We start from the raw sequence: 22,147 nt of genomic DNA on the forward strand, positions 1-22,147 counted from the left end.
GCCAACCCGAGGTTACGGCGCGAAGGTCCCGGCATGTGCGGCCGCCTAGTCTTTGTCGAGTTCCTCGAGCAGGGATTTCGCTGCCGTGGCGATGTCGTCGTGGTCGTACTGGGCTGCACGGCTCTCGATGGCAAGAATTGCGCAGCGGTGAAGCCGCCGGAAATCCCCGAAGGGAAAGCTGTAGCGTCCCTTTGTGTCGTTTGATTTCTCGCTGTCTTCGCCGAGGTGCCACTTTCCGTATTCCGCGTACCCGTGCTTGTCGATGAATGCGTTTTCCTGGTCCGTGTCCGGGGCATGTTCGCTCCAGTCATCGCGCGTATCCCGGGCGACTCTGGCGTCCCTGATCAGCTGCCGGGCATGACCCAGTGCCGCATTGTTGGTCTTGATTGTCATGACCTTGCCTTCACTCTCTCGTCTTCCCTCGCCGGCAGGTGTCATCGGCCGTACCCAAGACCTAATCAGCATGCTTAAGGTGCCGCAATCCCCGGGATAGCGCCCGGGATTCCATCTTTCCGAGGCGGACTTCCGGTGAGACGATTCCAGTATGAGCGAGAAGAAGGCTGCGGCTCCGCGGGAGCATGGGCGCCATCAGGAGGACTACGCCGGTACGCCGACCACGCAACAACTGCGCATAGTGGGCCAGCGCAGACGGGACGCCGAGGAGAAGCTGGAGCACCATCTGAAGAAGGTCCAGCACAAAGATGATCTCCACGGCGACGCAGGCCCCTGAAAAGCATCGAAGACGGTTGAAGCCGGGCCACTGCTGGTAATCGGTCCGAAGAGTGGGTGAGGCGGCTCGGCGATTTCACGTGCCCATGTCCGGCTGTCTCGGCTAGTTCTCGTCCGGTTTCATTTGGATGAGCTGAATGAGGTTGCCGCACGTGTCGTCAAAGACGGCCACGACTGCCGTGCCGATGTCGGTCGGCGGCTGCGTGAACACCACACCCTTGCCGGTCAGCCGGGCGTGCTCGAATTCGACGTCGTCGACGGCAAATTGAGCGAGCGGGATACCGTCCCGGACGAGAGCATCCCGATACGGCTTCACGGCAGGGTGGTCCGCCGGCTCCAGCAGCAGCTCGGGACCGTCCGGCGATTCCGGTGATTTAACGGTGAGCCAGAAGTTGTCACCGAGGGGTATGTCATGGTGTTTCGTGAAGCCGAGCACCTCGGTGTAAAAGGCGAGGGCTGCTCGCTGGTCGTCCACGAACAGGCTCGTCAGGGCAATTTTCATTTTTCCGTCCTCTTTCTGGTGGGCCATCGTAGCGTCAATCCGCGGCCGGCAGCGTCTTGGTGGTGGGGCCTTGCAGGACGTCCCCGGCGGGAGTGAAGCGGGAGCCGTGCAGTGGGCAGTCCCAGGTTTTCTCGGCGTCGTTCCAGCTCAGGATTCCGCGCAGGTGGGTGCAGACAGCCGATACCCGGCAGGTGACGCCGTCGACGGTGGACACGGCCACGGGTTTGCGGCCGTGCCGGACGATGATGCCTTCACCCTCGGCGGGGACCGTGGCTGCTGCGGCGTCGGGCGGGGCCGCTTCGGCTTTCGCCCACCCCCTGGCCATGGTCATGACGGTGTCAGCGTTGAGCGCGACGGCGGCGGCGGCCCCTTTGGGTGACGTGACCCTGTGGTGGATGGCGGCGGCCCCTTTGGGTGACGTGACCCTGTGGTGGATGGCGGCGGCCCAGGGGAGGTTGCCGCCGAGAATCTCGGCGGTAAGGGCAAGCGAGGCTGCGACGCTGTTGCTCATGCCCCATTTGTTGTAGCCGGTGGCGAAGAGAATTTTGCCGCCGCCGCGCGGCATTTTCCCGAAGAACGGCATGAGGTTGGTGGCCTGGTAGTCCTCTCCTGACCAGGTATGGGTCGGTTCCGCGCCCGGGAAGTGCCGGCGCGTCCAGTCCACAAGCTCATCCAGGCGGGCCCGGGGGGAGGGTTCCCTGCCGACCTGGTGCCCGTTGCCGCCCGCGATGAGCATCTCCCCGGTGTCGCTTGGGTAAGTGCGGAGCGAGCGGCCCGGCGTTTCAGCGGAGAGGTACATTCCGGACGGGATCGGGGTCGAGGCCGGCACACGGAACGCCGCGGCGTAGGACTGGGAGGCTTTCAGCTTGGCGAAATACAACCCCCGGTCCAGGACGGGGATGCCCGTGGCCAGCACGACGCGCCGTGCGTAAACGTTCCCGGCGCCGGTCGTGATGGAGACCCTGCTTCCCCTGGAGACATCCCGGACCCGCACCCCTTCAACTAGAACTCCGCCATGGGCGCGGAAGTCCGCGGCGAGGCTCTCTAGGATGTCCATGGGGTTGAACTGGGCCTGGTCCGGGAGGCGGATGGCGCCGCGGGTAGCGAACGGGAGTCCGGGGTCCGCCACGTCCTCGACGGCCAGGCCGGCGGCCCGGCTCACGGCGAACTCCGATCGGACGCGGTCCGCGCCTCTGTCGGATACTGCGAAAGTGTAAGCATCCCGGCGCTGGAAGGGCACCGCCCTGTCCTGGAGATGCCGGAGCAGCCAGGCCTGCCCTTCCCTGTTGGCTTCGACGTAGGCGTTGACGATCTTCTGGGAGTACTGCCCGCGCAGTGCGGACAGCACCGTGCCCTGGAGCAGGCTCAGCTTCGCGGTGGTGTTGCCGGTGGTTCCCGCCCCGACCGAACGGGCCTCCAGGACTGCAACCGTCATGCCGGACCGCGCAAGCAGCAGCGCGGTAGCCAGGCCGGTGATCCCGGCCCCGACGACGACCGTGTCGTAGGTGGATCCGGGAACGAAATCGTCAACTGGTATTGCTTGGTCTCGGTCCAGCCAGAGTGAGGTCATGACAGCACTTCCTGTCCTTGGAGCTGCGTATGAAGGAGACCCCACATCCGCGCAAATCGGTGAAGCTCGACAAGTTACTCAGCCTGATGCAGCCAAAAGGGCAGCGCAGGCCTGTTCGCACCGGCGGCATGCCGCGGCACAGATCCTGCAGTGCTCGTGCATGCCGGCGTGCCTCTCGCATTCCTCGGCACAGGCCGAGCAGGCGGCGCGGCAGGCCTCCAGCATCGCGCGGCCAACTCCGGGGTTGGATGCCGTCTGCCGCATCAGGATGATGCCGGTGGCAGCGCAGACGTCCGCGCAGTCCAAATCCGAGCGGAGGCATGAGACGAGGTCGGAGACCATGTCTTCAGCAAGGCAGGCGTCTGCACAGGATGTACATGTTTGGGCGCACTGATGGCAGGCGGCAATGCATTCGGCCAGCTTGGACTTCTCTGAAATTTCGGCCGCCTGGGGGTGGACGTCGAGCATGGCGGCAATGTGGTCGGACATGATTAGGCTCCTGTCGCGGTCATAGGGCGGCCGGCCTGCCGCCGTTATGCCCCACGATAAACCCGCGCTGACCGTGCCGTCAGCCCCCAAGAGGCGGGCCGTCGAGGCTGGCAATTCCCCCCTTTATTCAGGCCGACGGCGATCCTGGTGGCACCGGGTGCCCTACCGGCGGGGAGACGGCCATCGATTTGAGGAATGCCTGATCTCGTGCGGAGAGCGGGAGTTGCCCGTTCTGATCAATCCCCTCCTCCAGGGCCTCGGGGTCATCGCTCGCTTGAAGAAGCGTTGCGGTCACACTGCGGGGAAGGATGACGCTCCCGGGATTCGCCCGCAGCCACTCTTGCGTCTTTGGATCCAGCTTGTTCCAAAGGTGCTCAATAGTCGTGTTGCCCATGGTTCCTCCTAACGGCATTCGCTAATAAGCGCCGAAAACCGGACTGCCGTAGTGGCGGTTTGCCCGGAATGTGTGAATTCCTGCTCTTCAGCCGTGACAAGAACTCTTAACCATTCTGGCGACTCCCTGTCATACAGCTCAAGACCTCCCCGAGCCCCGCCGATCAGTCCAGGATCGTTGGCGCCGGGTGGCTCAGTCCTAAGCGCGGCCCTTGAGGATCAGGTTCCAGTACACCTGAGGGAAGATGTCGCGGTCCACGACCCACGATGCGCGGCTCTCTTTCCATGTCGGCAGCTTCGGGACGGAGGGCATGGGCCGGTACTGGTCATCGAACTCGGCGAAGACAACCGTGGAGCGGGAAACCGTAAAGGGGCACACGGAATATCCGTCGTACTTTTCCGTCAGGGGTTTCCCGTTTCGGGCCGCAGCCAGGTTCTTGGCCAAGACCTTCGTCTGCTTTCGCAGCGCGCCGCCGGATTTGGAGTTGGTGGTCGCCGCGGCATCCCCCAAAGACCAGATGTTCGGAAAACGGACGTGCCGGAGCGTCTGCGGGTCCACTTCCACAAATCCGCCGGAGTCACCCGGGGCGGGCAGCTCCGTGGCCTTGAGCCAGTCCGGGGCTGACTGGGGCGGGACGGCATTGAGCACGTCGTAGCGCAGCTCTTCGGTGGACCCGGTTGCAGTGTCCCGGATCAGCGCGCTCCGTGCCGCAGCGTCCACCGAAACCAGTTCGCTGTTGAGACGCAGTTCAATGCCGTACTCGGCAATCTTGCGATTAAGCTCGTCATCCACTCCGGGGGTACCGAACACGGTGGGGTATGGCTGGATCATGACTACCCGGATGTCCTGGAGCACTCCCTGCTCCCGCCAGTAATCGCAGGCGAGGTACATCGGTTTCTGCGCGGCGCCGCCGCATTTGATGGGGCCGGAAGGCATGGTGAATACGGCGGTCCCGGTCTTGAGGCCGCCGAGCAGCGTCCAGGCCTTGGCTGCCAGGTTGAATTCATAGTGGGACGCGCCGGACGGGGAATGGACGGCCTCGCCCAGACCCGGGATCTTGTCCCAGTCCAGCTGCAGTCCGGGGCAGACCACCAGGTGGTCAAACCCCAGCCGGCCGCCCGCGGCCAACGACACCGTGCTCGCCGCCGGGTCGATGCCCACCGCGCTGTCCCGGATCCATTCCACGCCGCGCGGCATGACGGAGCGCTGGGGCCGGATGGCTTCTGAGGCCTTCGCCCTCCCGCCGGCGATGTGGGAGAACAGCGGCTGGTAGTGGTGGTGGTCCCCGGGCTCCACCACGGCCACATCCTTACCCCCGTAGCGATGAAGGCGCGCCGCGAGGGAAACACCGGCGTTGCCCCCGCCGATAATGACGACTTCGCGGTGCTGCCCGGCCACGGCGTTACTTCCTCCTGCCGCGGGTAGGGCCCTCGGGCGTGTTCCATTCCACGGGTGTTCCCTGGTTCAGCAACATTGGCACTCCTCGGATAGGGCCTGTTCCAGCGGCGCATGCGTGACCAGCAACCGAAGTCTCAATACTAAGCATGATGATCTTTATTGGGTAACGTTTTGCTCGTTCCAGCTTGACCGGGCCGCCATATACCTTCTGCCTCAAGGCTCTTAATGTTGTTGTAGGGGCGGACCAACACTCGCCCGCTCCAGCCAGAGATAGCAATGAAGGCCTGCGATGCGTCCCCGGGGACACTCGCCACGCTGGGATGCTGCCGGCCTGGAGAGGGGAATCTAATGGAAACGCGTGTGGAACCAAGGACTTTCTGGGGGAGGATCGCCGCGATTGCGCTTCCCCTCGGCGTCATTATGTTGGTGGCGGCTACGGCTGTGCACCCGTCCAGGGAAGACGTCATGAATCACACGGCGGTCTTCAGGGAGTATGCGCAGACCGACGCCTGGATTGGCATCCACTTCACGCAGTGGCTCGCCAGCCTGGTGTTCTTCGGCGGGCTGGTGGCGCTGTACTTTGCCATGACGCCCAAGCGGGAAGGAACGACTGCGCTGGCACGCTTCGGCCTTGCCGCGGTGGTGCTGACTGCGGCGGCCATCACCATGCTTCAAGCGGTGGACGGTGTTGCGCTCAAATGGGCGGTTGACGCCTGGGCGGATGCTCCTGCCGAGCAGGAGTCTTCAGCGTTTTCGGCCGCCATGGGATTGAGGTGGACTGAATACGCGTTGCAGAGTTATTCCAATATCCTGCTGGGGCTGACGCTTATTTTCTTTGGTCTGGCCATCGCATTCGGCGCCGCATATTCCCGCTGGCCGGGATGGCTGGCTGCCGCCTCGGGGGTCGCCTGGATAATCCATGGCCTGATGGTTTCCTACGTGGGCCTGTTCGACTCGGCGCCCCGGCTGGTGGCTCTGGTGCTCTTGGCCGTCTGGGCTTTCGTGATGGCTGTGCAGATGTGGCCCAGCGGCCGCCGCGGACATGCCGCCCGCACCGCTGCCCCCGCGGGCCCGGTCACCGCATAGTTTGGGCATTGGAGTGGTCCTCATGCCTCAACGTCACATCACGGTGCAACGTCGCATGTCTGCCTCCACGGGTTCCGTATGGGCCCTGTACGCCGACTTCCCCAGTCTCGCGAGCCATTGGAGCGGCCTCAGGGCCACGAAAGCCATCGGCGACCAGAACAGCGGCGTGGGCGCTCGGCGCCGCGTCGAACTGAAGCCGATGGGCAGCATGGATGAAACCGTCACCACTTGGGAGGAGGGTCGCAGGATCGACACAAAGAATCAGTCGAGCGTGTCGGTGCCGTTCAAGCAGGCAGAGTCCACGCTCACGCTCGAGCCCGACGGCGACGGAACGTTGGCCACCTTCGACTACCGATATGTACCCCGGGGTGGCCCTATCGGCCGGTTCACCGGTCCATTGATCGACAAGATGCTGACGGCGACCTTCACCTCCATGCTGGCCGCGACCGAGGAGGCCGCCCTCGCGAACAGGTAGCGGGACGTAGGCCGCCAGATCCGGGAGCACTGCCAGACGCGCCAGGGCGGATTCCTGGTGCCAGCCTTGCCCGCGGGCTCACCAGAAGGTCTGCACGCCGGAGGCGGCGTCACGCAGACGGGAGCCGTCCAGGGAAACGGAGCACTCCTCCAGGCCGAAATCTTTCCACTGTGCGACCAGCCGGAGTGTCCCCGCCGGCGGCAGCGGCCAGAGCCAGAGCGATCCGGAGCCGGAGAGTTCGTCGTCGCCGCCGTTCCCGCCGCCGTTTCTCATCAGGAGCACCGGTGGATCTGGCTCCTTGGTGCCTTCGAAGAATCCGTGGGGGTGCGCACCGGTGCTGGACTTTGATCCGTCAGGGAAAGCCGCACCGAACAGCAGCATCGAAGCTCCCCCGGCGCCCCTGCGGGCGCCGGGTCCGGGCCGGAAAAACATCTCGTTGAGGTCCGCCCAATCCTCGTCCGTCTGGTCGCCCCGGCGGCTGATGACCCAGGACACATCGAACGAACACCCCGTCGAGAAGACGTCGGCGCTCTTGACGGCCATCACGACCGTCGGGCTCCGGTGCAGGAACTGACCGATGTGGACGACGACCGGAAGCTCGTACGGCGGGGCGCCGGCCCAGACCGGCGGCACGTACCTCACCGCCCGCCCGCGCGGGGGAGAGGGCGGCACCGGAAAGTCCTGGAAGAACGTCATGGTTGGTCCTTTCGTCGGCGTGGCTGCAGGCCGGCAACCGTCAGCTCGACGGCAGAGCGAAAGATCCCCCCGAATCGGCCTCATTTCGCCAGTGTAGACAGGTTCACGGCGGGCCGCTCGGTTCCCTCGGCCGTCGGGCGGCCGGACCCCGCGTCTGGTTGACTGGTCCCTATGATCAGGGGCGCCCGGGCAGAGGATCTGTCGAAGATGCGCGGCATCGAGGCCGCCGCGGGCGAGGCCTTCCGGCTGGTCGGCATGGCGGCGATCGCGGACGATCCGCCGCTGGCCCTGGATGCCTTGGCCGTTTACCAGCAGGATGGCAGAGCCTGGGTGGGCACCGATTCCGAGGACGATCCGATCGCCTACATTCTGCTCGACGTCGTCGATCGGTTCGCGCACATCGAGCAGGTGACCGTCCACCCCCGATACGCCCGCCGCGGCATTGGCCGGGCGCTCATCGAAGAAGCCGCGCGCTGGGCCGGAGCATGCGGACTGCACGGACTGACCCTGACGGCCTTTGATGAAGTTCCCTGGAATGCCCCCTACTACCGGCGCCTCGGCTTCCAGGAGGTGCCCGAATCTCAATGGTCGGAACGCATCCGGCAGATAATGCAGTCCGAACGTGACCACGGTCTGGCGGTCTGGCCGCGGGTTGTCATGAAAAGGACGGTCCCCTCCGGCGGCAGCTCGACCGTCCCCCAGCCACCACCACCCATGTGAAACTCAGTATCTATTGACGTGAGACTCAGTTTCACGATAGAACGGTGACATGGTTCCCGACAATGTCGTTGAAACTGCCACGCTCGCGGAGGCCGGAGCAGCCGCCTCCCGGGGCTCCCGAAGGTCGGCCAGCGCGTACGCGGAGGCCCTCCTGGCCGGTGAACGGCACAGGCCGCAGGGCGCGCCCGGCGCAGTCCCGCGCCCTGTCCGAAGCGTTGGAGTCATCGGGGCCGGGCTCATGGCCAGTCAGCTCGCCCTGCTCTTCGCCAGGCAGCTGGGGGTTCCGGTGCTGATCACCGATCTGTCCCAGGAAAAGGTGGACGGGGCCCTGACCGGGATCGCCGGACACCTGGAGAAGCTGGTGGCGCGCGGGCAGCTCACTCCAACGGCAGCGCGGGAACTCGGGAGTCTTGTCCGCGGAACGGTGGACAAGCGCGAGTTCCGGAACTGCGACGTGGTCATCGAGGCCGTGTTCGAGGAGCTGAGCGTCAAGCGCGCGGTCTTCGCCGAGATCGAGCCCCTGCTGCGCGAAGACGCGCTGCTGCTGACGAACACCTCGTCCCTTTCCGTGGCAGCCATCGGCCGCGGCCTGACCCATCCGGAACGCCTGGTGGGACTGCACTTCTTCAATCCGGTGGCGGTGCTGCCGCTGGTGGAAATCATCAGCACCGAAAACAACGACGACGTCAGCGTCGCCTCTGCCTGTTCGCTCGCCCGGCTCCTGGGCAAGACCGCGGTGCTTGTCACGGACACGCCGGGCTTTGTGGTGAACCGGATCCTGAGCCGGCTGTTCTGCGAACTGCTCCGGATCATTGATGACGGAGCGGAGGTACAACTGGCGGACCACGCCCTGGATCCGCTGGGACTGCCGATGACCCCGCTCACCCTGCTGGGATTCATCGGACCCGCCGTCCAGCTGCATATCTGCGAGACCATGCACGCCGCCTATCCGGACCGCTTCTACGTCAGCACCAGCCTGGCCGCCATTGCGGCGGCGCGCCTGCGCGGCTATCTCGACAAGTCGGGCACCGTGCTTCCCGCGGCCGCGGCCGCCGCCCTGCTGCCGCAAGCCGACGCAGGCCCGCCGGCACCCGGCGCGGAGTCCATCAGGGCACGGATCCTGGATGCCCTGGCGGACGAGGTGGGCCTGATGCTGGCCGAAAACGTGGTGGCCGGACCGGCGGACGTGGATCTGTGCATGCTGCTTGGCGCCAACTTCCCCGTGCACCAGGGCGGCCTCACACCGATGCTTGACCTCAGCGGCGCCTCCCGGCGCGTGTGGGGAAAGGAATTCCACCCCGGCCCCGGCTTTGCCGAATAGCCACCCCGCGCGGGCCGTCCCAACCGGCACCGCCCTTCACCCTTTTCCTCAGTTCCTCCCAAAGGATGCAAGCCATGCCCGACTATGACGTCTCCGAACCGCTCGATACCGACTACTACTCCGTCTTTGCGAACGTTCCTGCCGCCGACCGTGACGTCTGGAACCGCGCCAGGGCCTTCACCGCGGAGGCAATGCCGCAGATGAACGACTACTGGGAGCGCGCCGAGTTCCCCGCACACCTGGCGAAGCGGATGGGCAGCCTGAACCTCCTGGCCGACGGCATCGCGGTCCCGGGCCTGGACCTGATGTCACCCCTGGGCGCCGGACTGGTCAACATGGAAGTCTCCCGCGGGGACGGTTCGCTGGGTACCGTGATCGCTGTCCAGGGCGGCCTGGCCATGCGCTCGATTGCACTCTTCGGGTCCGAAGCCCAGCGCGAGACCTGGCTTGGACCGCTGGGCCGGGGCGAAAAGCTCGGCGCCTTCGCCCTGACGGAACCGGAGCACGGCTCGGACTCCGTGGCACTGGAAACCACCGCCACCCTCGACGGCGGGGAATACGTCCTCAACGGCGAGAAGAAGTGGATCGGCAACGGCGCGGCGGGGGATGTCTCCGTGGTCTGGGCACGCGATGACGCCGGGGATGTCCGCGGCTTCCTGGTGGAACAGGACCGGGAGGGGTACGAGGCCGAGACCATCACCGGAAAGGCGTCGCTCCGCGCGATTCACCAGGCCCGGATCCGGCTCAACAATGTCCGCATCCCCAAGGCCAACCTGCTCCCCGGTGCGCGCACGTTCAAGGACACCTCCAAGGTCCTGGTGGCGACGCGCCTGGGCGTGGCCTGGTCGGCCCTTGGCCACGCCACCGCCGTCTACGAAGCCGCGCTGAACTATGCCACCCAGCGCACACAGTTCGGCAGGCCGCTCGCGAAGTTCCAGCTGGTCCAGGAACGGCTGACCTACATGCTTTCGGAGCTGACCAGCATGCAGCTGCATTGCGTCCATCTGGCGGGTCTTGATGCGGCCGGCCTGATGCGACCCACCCAGGCCGCGATGGCGAAGTACCACAACACCCGCAAGGCCCGGGAGCTGGCATCCATCGCCCGCGATATGTTGGGCGGCAACGGCATCCTTCTGGAAAACCACGTGATCCGGCACCTGTTGGACATCGAATCGATCCATACCTATGAAGGCACGCAAAGCATTCAAACCCTATTGATTGGCCGCGATGTCACCGGACAAAGCGCCTTCGCCTAAAGGACCCGCCATGACCACCATCGAGCGTCCCAACGAAACCCCGCTGAGCCCCCTGCGGTTCCTCCAGCGTTCCGCCGAGGTCTTCGGACACAAGACGGCGATCATCCACGGTGATCGCTCCTACACCTACACGGACTTCGCCGCCGAAGCCCAACAGCTCGCCAGGGCGATCAGGAGCAGGATCCAGCCGGGCGACCGCGTGGCCTTCCTGTGTCCCAATGTGCCTGAACTGCTGATTGCCCACTACGCCGTTCCCCTCGCCGGGGGCGTCCTGGTGGCCCTGAACACGCGGATGACCGCCCGGGAACTCCAGTACATCCTGGAACACTCCGAAGCCAGGCTGCTGTTTGCCGATTCGGAGCTGCTCGGCACCGTGGCGGGACTGGACCTTGGCCCGACACAGCTGGCCGGCGTGATCGAAGTGCCCGACAGTACCATCCCCGATCCGGTGGTACCGGCGGGGATCAACACCACCCGCTATGCGGATTTCCTCGCGGGACCGGACAGCCGGGATGCAGATCTCCCGTGGGGGGTCCAGGACGAACGCGCCCCCATCACGCTGAACTACACCTCAGGGACCACGGGCAAGCCCAAGGGCGTGCTGTATTCACATCGCGGGGCTTACCTGAACTCACTCGGGGAAACCATCCATAACAAGTTCACCGGCGACACCCGCTATCTGTGGACTCTTCCGATGTTCCACTGCAACGGCTGGTGCACGACGTGGGCGGTGACCGCCGTGGCGGGTGTCCATATCTGCCTACGCGCCGTGCGCGCGGATGCAGTCTGGGACGCTATCGACACCCTCGGCGTCACCAACCTCTGCGGCGCACCCACGGTGTGCAGCATCATTGCCGGCGCGCCCCAGGCGCACGAGCTGACCGCGCCGCTGCTGATCACGACGGCGGGCGCCCCGCCCTCGCCCGCGATCATCACGTCCCTGGACTCACTCGGGATCACCGTGGTGCACGTCTACGGGCTGACCGAGGTGTACGGCCCCTACACGATCTGCGAGTACCAGTCCGAGTGGGATGATCTGTCCCCTCAGGACCGGGCCGTGAAGATCTCACGGCAGGGTGTGGGAATGCTGCAGGCCGAGACGGCGCGCATCGTGGACCTGGATATGCGCGATGTCCCGGCGGACGGCACCACGCTGGGGGAAATCGTGCTGCGGGGCAACAACGTGATGCTCGGATATTTCAAGGACCCCGAGGCCACCGCCGAGGCGTTCGCCGGCGGCTGGTTCCATACCGGAGACCTCGGCGTGATGCATCCGGACGGCTACATCCAGCTCAAGGACCGGGCCAAGGACATCATCATCTCCGGCGGCGAGAACATCTCCACCATTGAAGTCGAGCAGGCCATCAGCAGCCACCCTGCGGTGTTGAACGTGGCCGTGATCGGCGTCCCGCACGAAAAATGGGGCGAACGTCCGGTTGCCTTTGTCATCCGCAGCAGCTCCAGCCCGGTCACCGCCGAAGAAATCCGCGCTCACGTCCAGGGCCTGCTCTCCGGATTCAAGGTGCCGGACCGAATCCTCTTCCCCGACGAACTCCCGCACAACTCCACCGGCAAGGTCCTGAAGTCCCAACTGCGGGCCCTGGGCGTCAGCGCCGCGGCGCACAGCCAGGAAGCCGCCCAGTGAGCGGCCAGGACATCGTCATTGTGGGCGCGGCCCGCACGCCGCAGGGAAAACTGATGGGCCAGCTGGCAGCGGTGAGCGCCGTGCAGCTTGGCGCCGCCGCCATCGCAGCGGCCCTGGGCCGCTCCGGGATCGAACCGGCGGCCGTCGACGCCGTCATCGTGGGCCAGGTCCTGACCGCCGGCGCGGGCCAGAACCCGGCGCGCCAGAGCTCCGTGGCGGCAGGAATACCGCTCAGCACCCCCGCCGTCACGGTGAACAAGGTGTGCCTCTCCGGGCTGACGGCCATCATCGACGGCGTCCGGCTGCTGAAGCTGGGCGAGGCGGACGTCGTCGTGGCCGGCGGCCAGGAATCCATGAGCCATGCGCCGCACCTGCTCGCCCGCTCGCGCGCCGGTTACCTCTACGGCAGTGTCATGGTCCTGGACTCGGCCGGCCACGACGGGCTGACTGATGCCTTCGACGACGAAATCATGGGTGTTGCCACCGACCGGGCCAACGGGGACCTGCAGCTCTCCCGCGCGGCGCAGGACCGGATCGCGGCGCTGTCGCACCAGCGAGCGGCCCAGGCCCAGGCCGGCGGGCTGTTCGACGCCGAGATGGCCCCCGTCGAAGTGCCGCAGAAGCGCAGCTCACCCACGGTGGTGAACATCGACGAGGGGGTCCGCCCGCAGACCACCCAGGAGGTACTGGCCGGGCTGAAGCCGGCCTTCACCGCCACAGGGACCGTCACGGCCGGCAACGCCTCCCCGTTAAGCGACGGCGCCGCGGCCGTCGTGCTGGTGAGCCGCGCGTACGCGGACGCCAACGGCCTGGAGGTGCTGGCCGTCGTCGGGCCCGCCGGGCAAATTGCCGGGCCGGACACGACGCTGCCGGACAAACCGGCGCAGGCCATCACCGCCGCCCTGGCCCGCGCGGGCTGGACGCCCGGTGACCTGGACTTCGTGGAGATCAACGAGGCCTTCGCTTCCGTGGTTGAGCACTCCGCGGCCGTTCTGGGCGTCGGTTTGGACAAGGTGAACGTCAACGGCGGTGCCATCGCCATCGGACATCCGATCGGAGCCTCCGGTGCGCGCCTGGTCGTCTCGGCCGTCCATGAGCTGGTGCGCCGCGGGAGCGGCAAGGCCGCCGTCGCACTCTGCGGCGGCGGCGGACAGGGCGACGCGCTGTTACTGGACCGGGATGGCATCAGTGGCTAATTTCCGTTCCGAGGTGGCCGAGGCCGCCCTGGATCTGTTCACCGACAACGGCTACGATCCGACCAGCGTGGACGATATTGCTTTGGCGGCCGGGATCTCCCGGAGCACCTTCTTCCGCCAGTTCCGCGCCAAGGAAGACGTGATCTTTGCAGACCACGAAGCCTTGCTCGATGAGCTGGGCAGCTATCTGGCCGCGGACCATCCCGATCCGTGGGAGGCCGTGTGCCAGGCCGCGGCACTCGTCTTTGGGAAGTTTGCTGAGCGCCGGGAAATAGCCCAAAAGCGCTACCACGTGGTGCAGGCGGTGCCCGCGCTCCGGGACCGGGAAACGATCATGGTATCCCGCTATGAGCGGCTTTTCTCCGACTACCTCCGGCAGGCCCTCCCAGGCCTGGCGGCACTTGATGCCATCCGGTTCGCGGCGGCCGTCACGTCCACCCACAACTATGTGCTGCGCGAAATGATGCTGGATTCCCCCCGCGGATCCCTCCGGAATCTGGAACACGAATTGCTGGCAGTGCGCCGCATCTTCGGCGTCCTGTCACCGGGCGACCCGTCCGTTGCCCCCGCCGCGGATGACCTCGTGGTGGCCGTATTCCCCCGGTCCACACCCACCGCCGAGGTGGCGCGCCGCATCCAGGACACGCTCGACGGGCGCTCCGCCTAGCCACCGGACCCCCACTCATGGGGAAGTTGTCCCCATGGCCCCCTTCTCGGTCCGTGCTGTAGCGTGCCTCTCATTGGTTGAGCCTCCGACCAGTTCCGAACCGAAGGTCTCAGCCATGCCAGATTCCGCAGTGATACCGGCGACAACCACCTACCGGATGACCAGCCTCGCCTGGGCCTTGGCCGTGTACCGCGCCGAGGAAACGCTGCGGGGCGAAGCGGGGGTGGACATGTCGGGCTACCGTCCCGGGCCGGAGGTTGCGCTCCTGGCAGGGCTGGACGAACCGACCCTGGCCGGACTCGAAAGCGAGCTGACCACCGCCGGGATCACGGACGCGGCAGGAAATATCCGGCCCCAGTGGCTGCGGGCGTTGGGGCAGGCTGCGACCGCACGGGTCCGGGTGAGCCTGGTGTCACGCTCGGCCGGCCTCTCGACGCATTGCAGGGTGGACCTCTTTGACGGCCGCGGCATCGCCGTCGAATTTACCCGCCCGGTCGTCACTGCCGCAGACGGAAGGGTTGCCGCGCTCGACGTCGCCGGCATCGTCACGGTCACGCTGCTCTCGGAGGCGGTCCTCTGGCCGGTGCTGGCCAGGTCGATGCCTCCGTTCCTCGAGCTGACCGCCGGGGGAGGGGACCCGGACTCCGGCACTGAGGATTCGGGTCCGGTCCCCGGCCGCGACGGCGCGAAGACGACGCTCTCGGCAGCAGACGTCGCCGCCCTGACCGGCGGAGGGGACGCCGGAGTTCGCCCCGGCGTCGCAGCCGCCGTGGCCGCGGCGAAAGCCACTGTCCACCTTGAGGTGCAGTCCCGGGCCGCCGGCACCCACGTGCCGTATCGCGCGGCCGGAGTCTGGGCGTTGTCCGACGGCCTGTTTTCCGTCCGCACCGCCGGACCGACCACGGCGCGCCGCCTGGTGATGGTGGAAAGCGCGAGCGGCGACATCGCCCGCCAGCTTGTCTGGCACGTGCTCGGCGCCCGCGATTTCCTGGCCCGCCACGCCAGCACGGAGCCGGCGTCATGAGCCTGTACGGAATGGACCTGGAACAAGGTGAGCACCTCGCCAAGGAACTCACCCGTGCCAGCCAGCGCTTCGCGCAGCTGAGCGGGCAACTGACGCCGATCATCACGGCCGGTCTCTGGCGGGGGCCCGACGGAGAGCAGTTCCGCGGCGACTGGAAGTCCCACAGCAGGATGCTGCTGGCCGCCTCGCAGGCGTTGCGGGATGCATCTGAGGCCGTGCGGGCAAACGTCCGCCAGCAGCAGTACGCCAGTTCCGGACCCACAGCCGACGGCCAGCCCGACGGAAGTCAGCCCGGCGGCACCGCGGCGGCTTCGCTGCTGGACAGCTTCCTGGCGGGTGCCGGCGACCTGTGGGACGGAACCGGTGAGGTCATCGACACCGTGGGCGGCAAGGTCGGCGACGGGCTGAGCTGGCTGGGAGGCCGGGTTTCGGAGTCCGTGTCCAACCTCGGCGACGCGGGCGGCGACGTGGTTGGCAGCCTGGGAGACATGGGCGGCCTGGGCTGGGACTTTCTCAGCACCGGGGAGCCCCCTTCGGTCACCGAACTGCTCGCAGGCGGAACCGGGCTGCTGGCTGCCGGTCTGAATGCGAACGTTGCCCTGTCCACCGCCGGGCTCCTGCACCCGCACATCCTCGATGACGGCTCGCCGGTGGCGGGCGACCCGCAAACCGTGGGCGTCGGCTCAGACCCGGCGCAGAACGGCCACCGCAGCACCCCCGTACCCAGCAGCCTCGCGCAGATCATGGGAGGAGTCACGGCGGCCTACGACGACGGCGGCAAGGCCGGGACTCCCGACGCGGCAGTTCGGATTACCGTCGTGGACAAGGGCAACGGGCCGGCATACATCGTGACCATCCCGGGCACCTCGGAATGGAATGTTCGCACGGGCTCCAACCCCATGGATACCGTGGGCAACCTGTCCTCCGCGGCCGGAAACATGTCGACAGCATCGCTGGCCGTTGAGATGGCGATGCGCCAGGCCGGGATTCCAAGCGACGCGCCGGTCATGCTGGTGGGACACTCGCAGGGCGGAATGACCGCCGCCAACCTGGCGGCCGACCCAGAGTTCCGCGGCCGCTTCGCCGTCACCAACGTCATCACCTACGGTTCCCCGATCGACTCGACCCGCATCCCCGGCGACGTGAACACGCTCGCCCTGCAGCACCCGTTCGACGTCGTGCCCCGCCTGGATCTCGGCAACTCAAAGCCCGGTGGCCCCGTCCTGGTTGGCTGGGAAAGCAGCAGCGGCGCCACGGTCGTCACGCTCCCCAGCCCGGCGGGCGCCGGAATGGGCGACGTTATGGGCAACCACGACTACAACGCCTACGTCGCGTCCGTCGAGGCAAACGAATCCTCGGGCGCCCTCGCGGCCTACCGGAATGATCCGTCGACGCAGGCGTTCATAACGTCTGAGCGCGGCCAGGTCAGGTCAACAACGTCCGGCATCGGCCGAGAAGAATAGAGTCGTAACATGCGAAAAATGTTCACCGTTCTGGCCGTGGGTCTGCTGGCCATGGTCCTGGCGGGTTGCGGGGCAACACCGGGAGCCTCGGACCCGGATTACGCCGCCAAGTACAAAGCGGCGGTCGAGGAGCTGGCTCACGTCGCCAGCGTGGACGCCAGCTACAAGTCCTCCGGTGGCATGGGCCGGAGCGGGGATGTTTTTCTGCACGCCGACACCTCCGACCGGGAAGAGATGATGGGCCTCCTGCGGGATGCTTTTCCGGCGATTGTGGACGCCGCAGCCGGCGACCCGGAAGTGAATCTGGCGATCCAGGTGATCTCTGCGGATGAAGCGTCGGCTGTCTCGCCCACCGATCTGGGGTATTCCGGGGCCGGGTCTTTGACCAGTTACCGGACGTTCCTAAGCAAATAAAGATTCGGGCTCAGGCGCCCAGGAGTCGGCGGTCGTGCGCGAACGCGACGAGCTGCAGCCGGGTGCGAAGTTCAAGCTTGTCCAGCACGCTGCGCAGGTGAGTCTTGATGGTCGCTTCCGAAACGAACAGGCTCTCCGCCATTTCGCCGTTGCTCAGGCCTTTGGCGGCGAGCAGAAAGACGTCCCGCTCCCGTGCGGAAAGGACTTCGAGGACTGCCAGGTCCGGCCCCGAATTGGCTGCGTTCCGGGCGGCATGTTCGAAGAGGGAATGGACGGATCCTGGCGCGATAACGGAATACCCGGAGTGGACGGTGCGGATGGCTGCCAGCAGAAATTCAGGTTCCGCGCTTTTGAGCAGGTACCCGCTGGCGCCCGCCTGGACCGCTTGAACCACGGACTGGTCCCGGTTAAAGGTGGTCAAAGCGATGATTTTGGGCACGTCGGTGCCGGAAGCCTCGGCGTGCTGCACGATCCGCCGGGTGGCTTCGACGCCATCCATGACCGGCATACGCAGGTCCATCAGCATGACGTCCGGAGGGCACTGGGAGACCAGCGCTATTGCCTCCTTCCCATTGGCGGCCTCGCCCGCGAGTTGCATGTCCGCCTGGCTCCCCACGAGCATGCGGATACCCGCGCGGAAGAGGGGCTGGTCGTCGACCAGGGCTACGGTGATGGCCGCCCCGGCATCAGCCACGGCCGTCTTCTTCCCCTGCAGACTCTGTCGGACCGTTCAGGGCACTGGCTGCCAACACAGCAGGGGCTTCCCCCTGCTGGAGTCGGCCCAGACGGGCGCGCCGGTCATGATCGGCAGCACTGTCGAGCGCCCCGCGCCGGTGGAGCTCGCCACCATTGCGGCGCCTGCCCTGGCGGTCACTCCGTAGCGCCCGCTCGGCGGCAGCGATGGCGCGGCAGGCTGGGACGGAGCTCTTTCAGCGGCCGCCGCACCGTGACAGACTGCGGCCATGAGTATCGAGCAATGGTGGCCGAAGCTGAAGCCCTCAACGCGGGACTGGCTGATTGAAAACAACGGCGACGCGGTGCCGGCGGAGGTACTTGATGAGATCGAGGCTGCTGGCGGATCGGTCGCTTCCGGCGCCTGGTGGGTGGGTGAGAACGGGCCCGCCGGCTTCTATTTCTCGGACGAGGCCATCGACTGGATTGAAGCCGTAGGAAACGGCGAGACACCCGACAATCGCTGACGTCTGCGCAGGGATTTTCACGTCAACCCGCAAAGTGCCCCCAGCCTGCAAGCTGGGGGCACTTGGTGGAGGACCGCACGGCCTTTCCTGACGGGTCCTTTCGGACTGCCTAGTGCGTCAGGTCCTTGCCCTTGGTTTCCGGGATGGTGAAGACGAACAGCACGCTGACCAGCAGCAGCACCACCGCATACACGTTGAACACGTTGGCGAGGCCGATGGTCCCGAGCCAAGTCTGCAGGTACGGGGCGGTCCCGCCGAACACGGCCACGCAGATGGAATACGGGACGCCGACGCCGATGGTCCGGATGCTCGTGGGGAACAGTTCCGCATAGACGGCCGGAACGATCGCGGCGCTGGCGGCAATGAAGATCAGCATGACGGACATGGCCACGGCCAGTTGCCAGGCCGAATCCTTCAGCAGCCAGGTCATCGGGAAGTGCATAATGGCGGCTCCGGCGGCACCGGCCCAGAGCACCTTCTTGCGGCCGATCTTGTCGGACAGCCTGCCCCAGAACGGCAGGACGGCGATGAACACGATGTTGGCAACGACACTGGCCCAGAGGGTTTCACCGCGATCGATCTTCAGCGTCGTCGCCGCGTAGCTCGGGGCCACGACACCCCAGATGTAGTAGATCACCGTGAGGCCCACGGTCAGTCCGATGACCTGGAGGGCCTGCTTGCGGTACTGCACGATCTGCGGCCAGATCGGGGCGCGCTTCTCGGAGGCCGTCTCGCCTTCGAAGGCCTCGGACTCGTGCAGCTTGGAGCGCATGATCAACGCGTAGAGGCCCATGACGGCACCGACCAGGAACGGGATGCGCCAGCCCCAGTCATTCATGGCCTCGGTACTCAGGGTCATGTTGAGGACGGCGCCGAGCAGGGTGCCGGCCAGGATTCCCACGGTGCCCGAGGTGTAGATCAGGGTGGCCCACAGGCCGCGCTTCTCTTTCGGGGCCACTTCGGAGAGGTACGTCTGCGACGACGGCAGCTCACCGCCGTGGGCCAGGCCTTGGATGAGCCGGGCCACCAGCAGCATCACCGAGGCCCAGACCCCGATGGTCGCGAAGGACGGCGCGACGCCGATCATGAGGCTGCCCAGCGACGCGAGACCCACGGCGAGCGTCATGGACGTCTTGCGGCCGATCCGGTCGCCGATCCAGCCGAAGAGGAAGCCTCCGACCGGACGTGCCACGAAGCCGACGGCGAAGATCGCCAGCGTCGCCAGCACCGCCGAGGCGGGATCGGCCTTGCTGAACAGCTGGCTGGCGATGAAGGGCGTGAACGTGGCGTAGATCGCCCAGTCGTACCATTCAACAGCGTTCCCGATGCCCGTCCCGAGGAGGGTCTTCCGGGTGGCCGCCCGGCTGGAGAGCTGGGGGTTGGTGATGGTGGTCATGATGTCTCCGAAAGATGTAGGGCTAGGAAGCGGGGGACGTAGGGGTGCCGGCGGACGCCAGGGCTGCGATCCGGGCAATGGCGAGCTCGGCGTAGAGCGCCGCACCGTCGGCGAGGACGCCGTCGTCGAACGTGGCATACGGGGAGTGGTTGAAAGCGGTTTCGGTGTGGTCCGCTTCCGGGGCGACGGCGCTGAGCCCGATGAAGGTGCCCGGCACCTCTGCCATCACCCGGGAGAAGTCCTCGGAGCCGCTGAGCGGGGTGGCCCAGCGGGTCAGCCGGGACTCCCCGAACAGGTTCTGGATGGTTTTCTCCGCGGTGAGGGTCTCGTTTTCGTCCGTGATGCTCAGCGGGTATTCCCCGCGGTATTCGACGTCGACCTCCAGGCCGTGGGCGTGGGCGATGCCCTTCACGAGCATGGGAACCGCGGTCATCATCCGTTCGCGGGAGGCGTGGGAGAACGTCCGGACGGTCGCTTCGATGCGCGCCGATTCGGGGATGACGTTCCGGGTGGTTCCCGCGTGCAGGACGCCGACGGTCAGGACGACCGGGTCGAACATGTTGAACTGCCGGGTGATCATGACCTGCAGCGCGGTCACCATTTCGGCGGCTGCGGTGACGGGGTCCTTGGCCGCGTGCGGGGCGGATCCGTGGCCGCCGGCGCCCAGGACGGTGATGAACAGCCCGTCCGAGGCGCTCAACATCACGCCCGGCTTCGTCGCGAACTGGCCGTGCGGCTCCAGCGAGGAAAAGACGTGCATGCCGTAGGCGGCGTCCGCGCGCCGGCCCGCGGCGTCCAGCACCCCTTCGCGGATCATGTGCCCGGCGCCGTCGTAGCCCTCCTCGCCCGGCTGGAACATCAGGACGACGTCGCCGGCCAGCTGCTCGCGGCGTTCGGCCAGCAGGGTGGCGGCCCCGGCGAGCATCGAGGTGTGGAGGTCGTGCCCGCAGGCGTGCATGGCGCCGTCGACGCGGGAGGAGAAGCCGACGCCGGTGCGCTCCTGGACGGGAAGGCCGTCCATGTCCGCGCGCAGCAGGACAACAGGTTTGTCGGCCGAAGTGTGCGGTGCGCCGCCGCGCAGGACCGCGGTGACCGACGTCGTGGTCTCGCCGAGGGTGATTTCGTACGGCAGGCCGTCGAGGGCTTTGAGAACTTTCTCCTGGGTGCGGGGGAGTGACAGGCCGATCTCCGGCTCCTGGTGCAATTCGTGGCGCAGCCGGGTGATCGGGCTGTGCAGTTCCCTGGCATCGGCGGTGACCGACATATGTTCCCTCTTCCCGAACGATTGGTATGTGCTAGCACCAATTCTGGAGTGACTGGAGTCACATCAGGCGGAATGGCTGGAAAAATGCAGAAGTATGATGGCTAGAACAGGAATCATGCATGGTCGGAGGGATCCCGTGGACATCAGTGAGGAAGACCTTCAGCTGATCAACGCACTGCAGATCGCGCCGCGGATCAGCTGGTCCGATGCCGCCGGCATTCTGGGCGCCCACGCCACCACGCTGGCGGCACGCTGGGACCGGCTCAGGGCCTCCGGCACTGCCTGGAGTACGGCCCACCTGATCGGCGATCCGAAGCAGATGTGCCTGGCGCTGGTGGACGTGGACTGCGAAATGAAGCTGCGCGACGACGTCACGGCGGCGCTGGCGGCCATCCCGGAGGTGGTCACGGTGGAGGAGGCGGCCAGCAACCGGGATCTCATGCTGACGGTCATCACGCCCACCCTGGCCCACTTCAGCGGACACGTGATGCCGCAGTTCAGGAAGATCCCGGGCCTCACCAAGTACCAGACGTCGCTGTGCACGCGGTTGCACTCCGGCGGTTACGCGTGGCGGCTGAACGTCCTGGACAAGTCGCAGAAGGCGGCGCTCCAGGCGCTCGCGGGGCCCGAGGCCTCCGGCCTGGCCCCGGCCGGGAACCAGGGTGCGCCGCTGCCGCAGAGCCACCGGGACCTGATCCCGTTCCTGGCCAGGGACGGCCGGGCGGCGGCCGCGGACATCGCCCGCGCCCTGGGCCGCAGCCCTGCCACGGTCCAGCGGCAGCTGAACCGGGTGCTGGCCAGTCAGGTCCTCTCGTTCCGGTGCGAAATCGCGCAGAAACACTCGGGATACCCGGTGACCTGCCAGTGGTTGGCCAACGTCCCGCCCGGCCAGCATGAGGCCGCTGCGGCGGAGCTGCGCAGCTTCCGCAACATCCGGCTCAGTGCCTCCACCACCGGGCGCACCAACTTCGTGATCCTGATGTGGCTGCATTCCCTGGCGGACGTCATGAACGCCGAACAGGCCCTGCAGCTGCGGATCCCCGGAATCCAGCTCGTCGAAAGCGTCGTGGTGCTCAATGCCGCCAAGCGGGTCGGCTGGATGCTGAACCCGGATTCGACGGCGACCGGCGCCGTCGTCGTGCCCGCGGCCGAGCTGGCACCGACCGCGTGAGGTCCGGGGAAGCAGGCCACTCTGCGAGGGGCTGTGGCCTAGTTCTTCTTCCAGTGCTTGGGCCACTTCACG

General features: G+C 66.6%; 24 protein-coding genes. 14 read left to right on the plus strand and 10 right to left on the minus strand.

All coding sequences use genetic code 11. The features are described from left to right. Nucleotides 1-45 precede the first annotated feature (45 nt). Nucleotides 46-393 carry a hypothetical protein gene (locus tag J2W14_RS01670; protein ID WP_307457454.1) on the minus strand — a complete coding sequence of 116 codons (348 nt, stop codon included), beginning with the start codon at nt 391-393 and terminating at the stop codon, nt 46-48. 151 nt (nt 394-544) lie between these two features. Here J2W14_RS01670 and J2W14_RS01675 point away from each other — a divergent pair, with 151 nt between their 5' ends. After that, on the plus strand, nt 545-730 hold the full coding sequence (locus J2W14_RS01675) for a hypothetical protein (RefSeq protein WP_307457457.1): 186 nt from the start codon (nt 545-547) through the stop codon (nt 728-730). A gap of 102 nt (nt 731-832) precedes the next feature. Here J2W14_RS01675 and J2W14_RS01680 read toward each other — a convergent pair whose 3' ends face one another. From J2W14_RS01680 to J2W14_RS01700, 5 genes are all read right to left on the minus strand, one after another. Beyond that, nucleotides 833-1,231: a VOC family protein gene (locus J2W14_RS01680; RefSeq protein WP_307457459.1), complete on the minus strand. Its 399-nt coding sequence runs from the start codon at nt 1,229-1,231 to the stop codon at nt 833-835. A gap of 34 nt (nt 1,232-1,265) precedes the next feature. Beyond that, entirely contained in the window at nt 1,266-2,801 is a 1,536-nt protein-coding gene (locus J2W14_RS01685) for an FAD-dependent oxidoreductase (protein ID WP_307457462.1), read from the minus strand. Between the two features lie 78 nt (nt 2,802-2,879). Continuing rightward, on the minus strand, nt 2,880-3,290 hold the full coding sequence (locus tag J2W14_RS01690) for a four-helix bundle copper-binding protein (protein WP_307457466.1): 411 nt from the start codon (nt 3,288-3,290) through the stop codon (nt 2,880-2,882). A 127-nt stretch (nt 3,291-3,417) separates the two neighbouring features. Beyond that, nucleotides 3,418-3,684 carry a hypothetical protein gene (locus tag J2W14_RS01695; RefSeq protein WP_307457469.1) on the minus strand — a complete coding sequence of 89 codons (267 nt, stop codon included), beginning with the start codon at nt 3,682-3,684 and terminating at the stop codon, nt 3,418-3,420. 198 nt (nt 3,685-3,882) lie between these two features. Beyond that, nucleotides 3,883-5,082 carry an NAD(P)/FAD-dependent oxidoreductase gene (locus J2W14_RS01700; protein WP_307457471.1) on the minus strand — a complete coding sequence of 400 codons (1,200 nt, stop codon included), beginning with the start codon at nt 5,080-5,082 and terminating at the stop codon, nt 3,883-3,885. 465 nt (nt 5,083-5,547) lie between these two features. Between J2W14_RS01700 and J2W14_RS01705 the strand changes: the two genes are divergently transcribed. Together J2W14_RS01705 and J2W14_RS01710 are read left to right on the plus strand one after the other, a co-directional pair. Further along, nucleotides 5,548-6,168 (plus strand): hypothetical protein, encoded by a 621-nt coding sequence (locus J2W14_RS01705; protein ID WP_307457475.1) that lies wholly within the window; start codon nt 5,548-5,550, stop codon nt 6,166-6,168. 22 nt (nt 6,169-6,190) lie between these two features. Further along, the gene (locus J2W14_RS01710) at nt 6,191-6,643 is read left to right on the plus strand and encodes an SRPBCC family protein (RefSeq protein ID WP_307457478.1); all 453 of its coding nucleotides are present in this window, start codon (nt 6,191-6,193) and stop codon (nt 6,641-6,643) included. Nucleotides 6,644-6,721: 78 nt separating this feature from the next. Here the strand turns inward: J2W14_RS01710 and J2W14_RS01715 are convergent, their stop codons facing one another. Further along, nucleotides 6,722-7,339, minus strand: coding sequence for a hypothetical protein (locus tag J2W14_RS01715; protein WP_307457480.1), 618 nt, complete (start codon nt 7,337-7,339; stop codon nt 6,722-6,724). A gap of 171 nt (nt 7,340-7,510) precedes the next feature. Between J2W14_RS01715 and J2W14_RS01720 the strand changes: the two genes are divergently transcribed. The 9 genes from J2W14_RS01720 (at nt 7,511) to J2W14_RS01760 (ending at nt 17,045) form a co-directional block, all read left to right on the plus strand. After that, a complete protein-coding gene (locus tag J2W14_RS01720) occupies nt 7,511-8,059 on the plus strand; it encodes a GNAT family N-acetyltransferase (protein WP_307457482.1) in 549 nt (182 codons plus the stop codon). Between the two features lie 49 nt (nt 8,060-8,108). Next, the gene (locus J2W14_RS01725) at nt 8,109-9,380 is read left to right on the plus strand and encodes a 3-hydroxyacyl-CoA dehydrogenase family protein (RefSeq protein WP_307457483.1); all 1,272 of its coding nucleotides are present in this window, start codon (nt 8,109-8,111) and stop codon (nt 9,378-9,380) included. A gap of 65 nt (nt 9,381-9,445) precedes the next feature. After that, nucleotides 9,446-10,636, plus strand: a complete 1,191-nt coding sequence (locus J2W14_RS01730) for an acyl-CoA dehydrogenase family protein (RefSeq protein WP_307457484.1) — start codon at nt 9,446-9,448, stop codon at nt 10,634-10,636. Between the two features lie 10 nt (nt 10,637-10,646). Further along, complete coding sequence (locus J2W14_RS01735; protein ID WP_307457486.1) at nt 10,647-12,281, plus strand: AMP-binding protein; 1,635 nt, start codon at nt 10,647-10,649, stop codon at nt 12,279-12,281. Beyond that, a complete protein-coding gene (locus J2W14_RS01740) occupies nt 12,278-13,477 on the plus strand; it encodes an acetyl-CoA C-acetyltransferase (protein ID WP_307457488.1) in 1,200 nt (399 codons plus the stop codon). The genes J2W14_RS01735 and J2W14_RS01740 overlap by 4 nt, the downstream gene beginning before the upstream one ends. Continuing rightward, nucleotides 13,461-14,144, plus strand: coding sequence for a TetR/AcrR family transcriptional regulator (locus J2W14_RS01745; RefSeq protein ID WP_307457490.1), 684 nt, complete (start codon nt 13,461-13,463; stop codon nt 14,142-14,144). The genes J2W14_RS01740 and J2W14_RS01745 overlap by 17 nt, the downstream gene beginning before the upstream one ends. Nucleotides 14,145-14,259: 115 nt before the next feature. Next, nucleotides 14,260-15,168: a hypothetical protein gene (locus J2W14_RS01750; RefSeq protein WP_307457492.1), complete on the plus strand. Its 909-nt coding sequence runs from the start codon at nt 14,260-14,262 to the stop codon at nt 15,166-15,168. Further along, a complete protein-coding gene (locus J2W14_RS01755) occupies nt 15,165-16,631 on the plus strand; it encodes a PGAP1-like alpha/beta domain-containing protein (RefSeq protein ID WP_307457494.1) in 1,467 nt (488 codons plus the stop codon). Before J2W14_RS01750 ends, J2W14_RS01755 begins: the two co-directional genes overlap by 4 nt. 18 nt (nt 16,632-16,649) lie before the next feature. After that, nucleotides 16,650-17,045, plus strand: a complete 396-nt coding sequence (locus J2W14_RS01760) for a hypothetical protein (protein ID WP_307457496.1) — start codon at nt 16,650-16,652, stop codon at nt 17,043-17,045. Nucleotides 17,046-17,055: 10 nt separating this feature from the next. Here the strand turns inward: J2W14_RS01760 and J2W14_RS01765 are convergent, their stop codons facing one another. Next, the gene (locus tag J2W14_RS01765; protein ID WP_307457499.1) at nt 17,056-17,739 is read right to left on the minus strand and encodes a response regulator; all 684 of its coding nucleotides are present in this window, start codon (nt 17,737-17,739) and stop codon (nt 17,056-17,058) included. Between the two features lie 268 nt (nt 17,740-18,007). Here J2W14_RS01765 and J2W14_RS01770 point away from each other — a divergent pair, with 268 nt between their 5' ends. Further along, a complete protein-coding gene (locus tag J2W14_RS01770; RefSeq protein WP_307457501.1) occupies nt 18,008-18,244 on the plus strand; it encodes a hypothetical protein in 237 nt (78 codons plus the stop codon). A 109-nt stretch (nt 18,245-18,353) separates the two neighbouring features. Here the strand turns inward: J2W14_RS01770 and J2W14_RS01775 are convergent, their stop codons facing one another. Further along, entirely contained in the window at nt 18,354-19,640 is a 1,287-nt protein-coding gene (locus J2W14_RS01775; protein ID WP_307457504.1) for an MFS transporter, read from the minus strand. Between the two features lie 22 nt (nt 19,641-19,662). After that, complete coding sequence (locus tag J2W14_RS01780; protein ID WP_307457508.1) at nt 19,663-20,904, minus strand: M20 metallopeptidase family protein; 1,242 nt, start codon at nt 20,902-20,904, stop codon at nt 19,663-19,665. Between the two features lie 136 nt (nt 20,905-21,040). On the opposite strand from J2W14_RS01780, the gene J2W14_RS01785 reads away from it, so the two are divergent. Continuing rightward, the gene (locus tag J2W14_RS01785) at nt 21,041-22,075 is read left to right on the plus strand and encodes an Lrp/AsnC family transcriptional regulator (RefSeq protein WP_307457511.1); all 1,035 of its coding nucleotides are present in this window, start codon (nt 21,041-21,043) and stop codon (nt 22,073-22,075) included. Nucleotides 22,076-22,147 lie beyond the last annotated feature (72 nt).

It is taken from the genome of Pseudarthrobacter oxydans, from assembly GCF_030812335.1.
GTDB classification, from domain to species: domain Bacteria; phylum Actinomycetota; class Actinomycetes; order Actinomycetales; family Micrococcaceae; genus Arthrobacter; species Arthrobacter oxydans_B.

Coding starts and splice junctions, on each gene's coding strand:
- J2W14_RS01755 (WP_307457494.1), top strand. CDS start 15,165: ATGAGCCTGTACGGAATGGACCTGGAACAAGGTGAGCACCTCGCCAAG.
- J2W14_RS01670 (WP_307457454.1), bottom strand. CDS start 393: ATGACAATCAAGACCAACAATGCGGCACTGGGTCATGCCCGGCAGCTG.
- J2W14_RS01690 (WP_307457466.1), bottom strand. CDS start 3,290: ATGTCCGACCACATTGCCGCCATGCTCGACGTCCACCCCCAGGCGGCC.
- J2W14_RS01725 (WP_307457483.1), top strand. CDS start 8,109: ATGGTTCCCGACAATGTCGTTGAAACTGCCACGCTCGCGGAGGCCGGA.
- J2W14_RS01735 (WP_307457486.1), top strand. CDS start 10,647: ATGACCACCATCGAGCGTCCCAACGAAACCCCGCTGAGCCCCCTGCGG.
- J2W14_RS01750 (WP_307457492.1), top strand. CDS start 14,260: ATGCCAGATTCCGCAGTGATACCGGCGACAACCACCTACCGGATGACC.
- J2W14_RS01680 (WP_307457459.1), bottom strand. CDS start 1,231: ATGAAAATTGCCCTGACGAGCCTGTTCGTGGACGACCAGCGAGCAGCC.
- J2W14_RS01710 (WP_307457478.1), top strand. CDS start 6,191: ATGCCTCAACGTCACATCACGGTGCAACGTCGCATGTCTGCCTCCACG.
- J2W14_RS01775 (WP_307457504.1), bottom strand. CDS start 19,640: ATGACCACCATCACCAACCCCCAGCTCTCCAGCCGGGCGGCCACCCGG.
- J2W14_RS01730 (WP_307457484.1), top strand. CDS start 9,446: ATGCAAGCCATGCCCGACTATGACGTCTCCGAACCGCTCGATACCGAC.
- J2W14_RS01745 (WP_307457490.1), top strand. CDS start 13,461: ATGGCATCAGTGGCTAATTTCCGTTCCGAGGTGGCCGAGGCCGCCCTG.
- J2W14_RS01780 (WP_307457508.1), bottom strand. CDS start 20,904: ATGTCGGTCACCGCCGATGCCAGGGAACTGCACAGCCCGATCACCCGG.
- J2W14_RS01675 (WP_307457457.1), top strand. CDS start 545: ATGAGCGAGAAGAAGGCTGCGGCTCCGCGGGAGCATGGGCGCCATCAG.
- J2W14_RS01695 (WP_307457469.1), bottom strand. CDS start 3,684: ATGGGCAACACGACTATTGAGCACCTTTGGAACAAGCTGGATCCAAAG.
- J2W14_RS01770 (WP_307457501.1), top strand. CDS start 18,008: ATGAGTATCGAGCAATGGTGGCCGAAGCTGAAGCCCTCAACGCGGGAC.
- J2W14_RS01720 (WP_307457482.1), top strand. CDS start 7,511: ATGATCAGGGGCGCCCGGGCAGAGGATCTGTCGAAGATGCGCGGCATC.
- J2W14_RS01705 (WP_307457475.1), top strand. CDS start 5,548: ATGAATCACACGGCGGTCTTCAGGGAGTATGCGCAGACCGACGCCTGG.
- J2W14_RS01760 (WP_307457496.1), top strand. CDS start 16,650: ATGTTCACCGTTCTGGCCGTGGGTCTGCTGGCCATGGTCCTGGCGGGT.
- J2W14_RS01715 (WP_307457480.1), bottom strand. CDS start 7,339: ATGACGTTCTTCCAGGACTTTCCGGTGCCGCCCTCTCCCCCGCGCGGG.
- J2W14_RS01685 (WP_307457462.1), bottom strand. CDS start 2,801: ATGACCTCACTCTGGCTGGACCGAGACCAAGCAATACCAGTTGACGAT.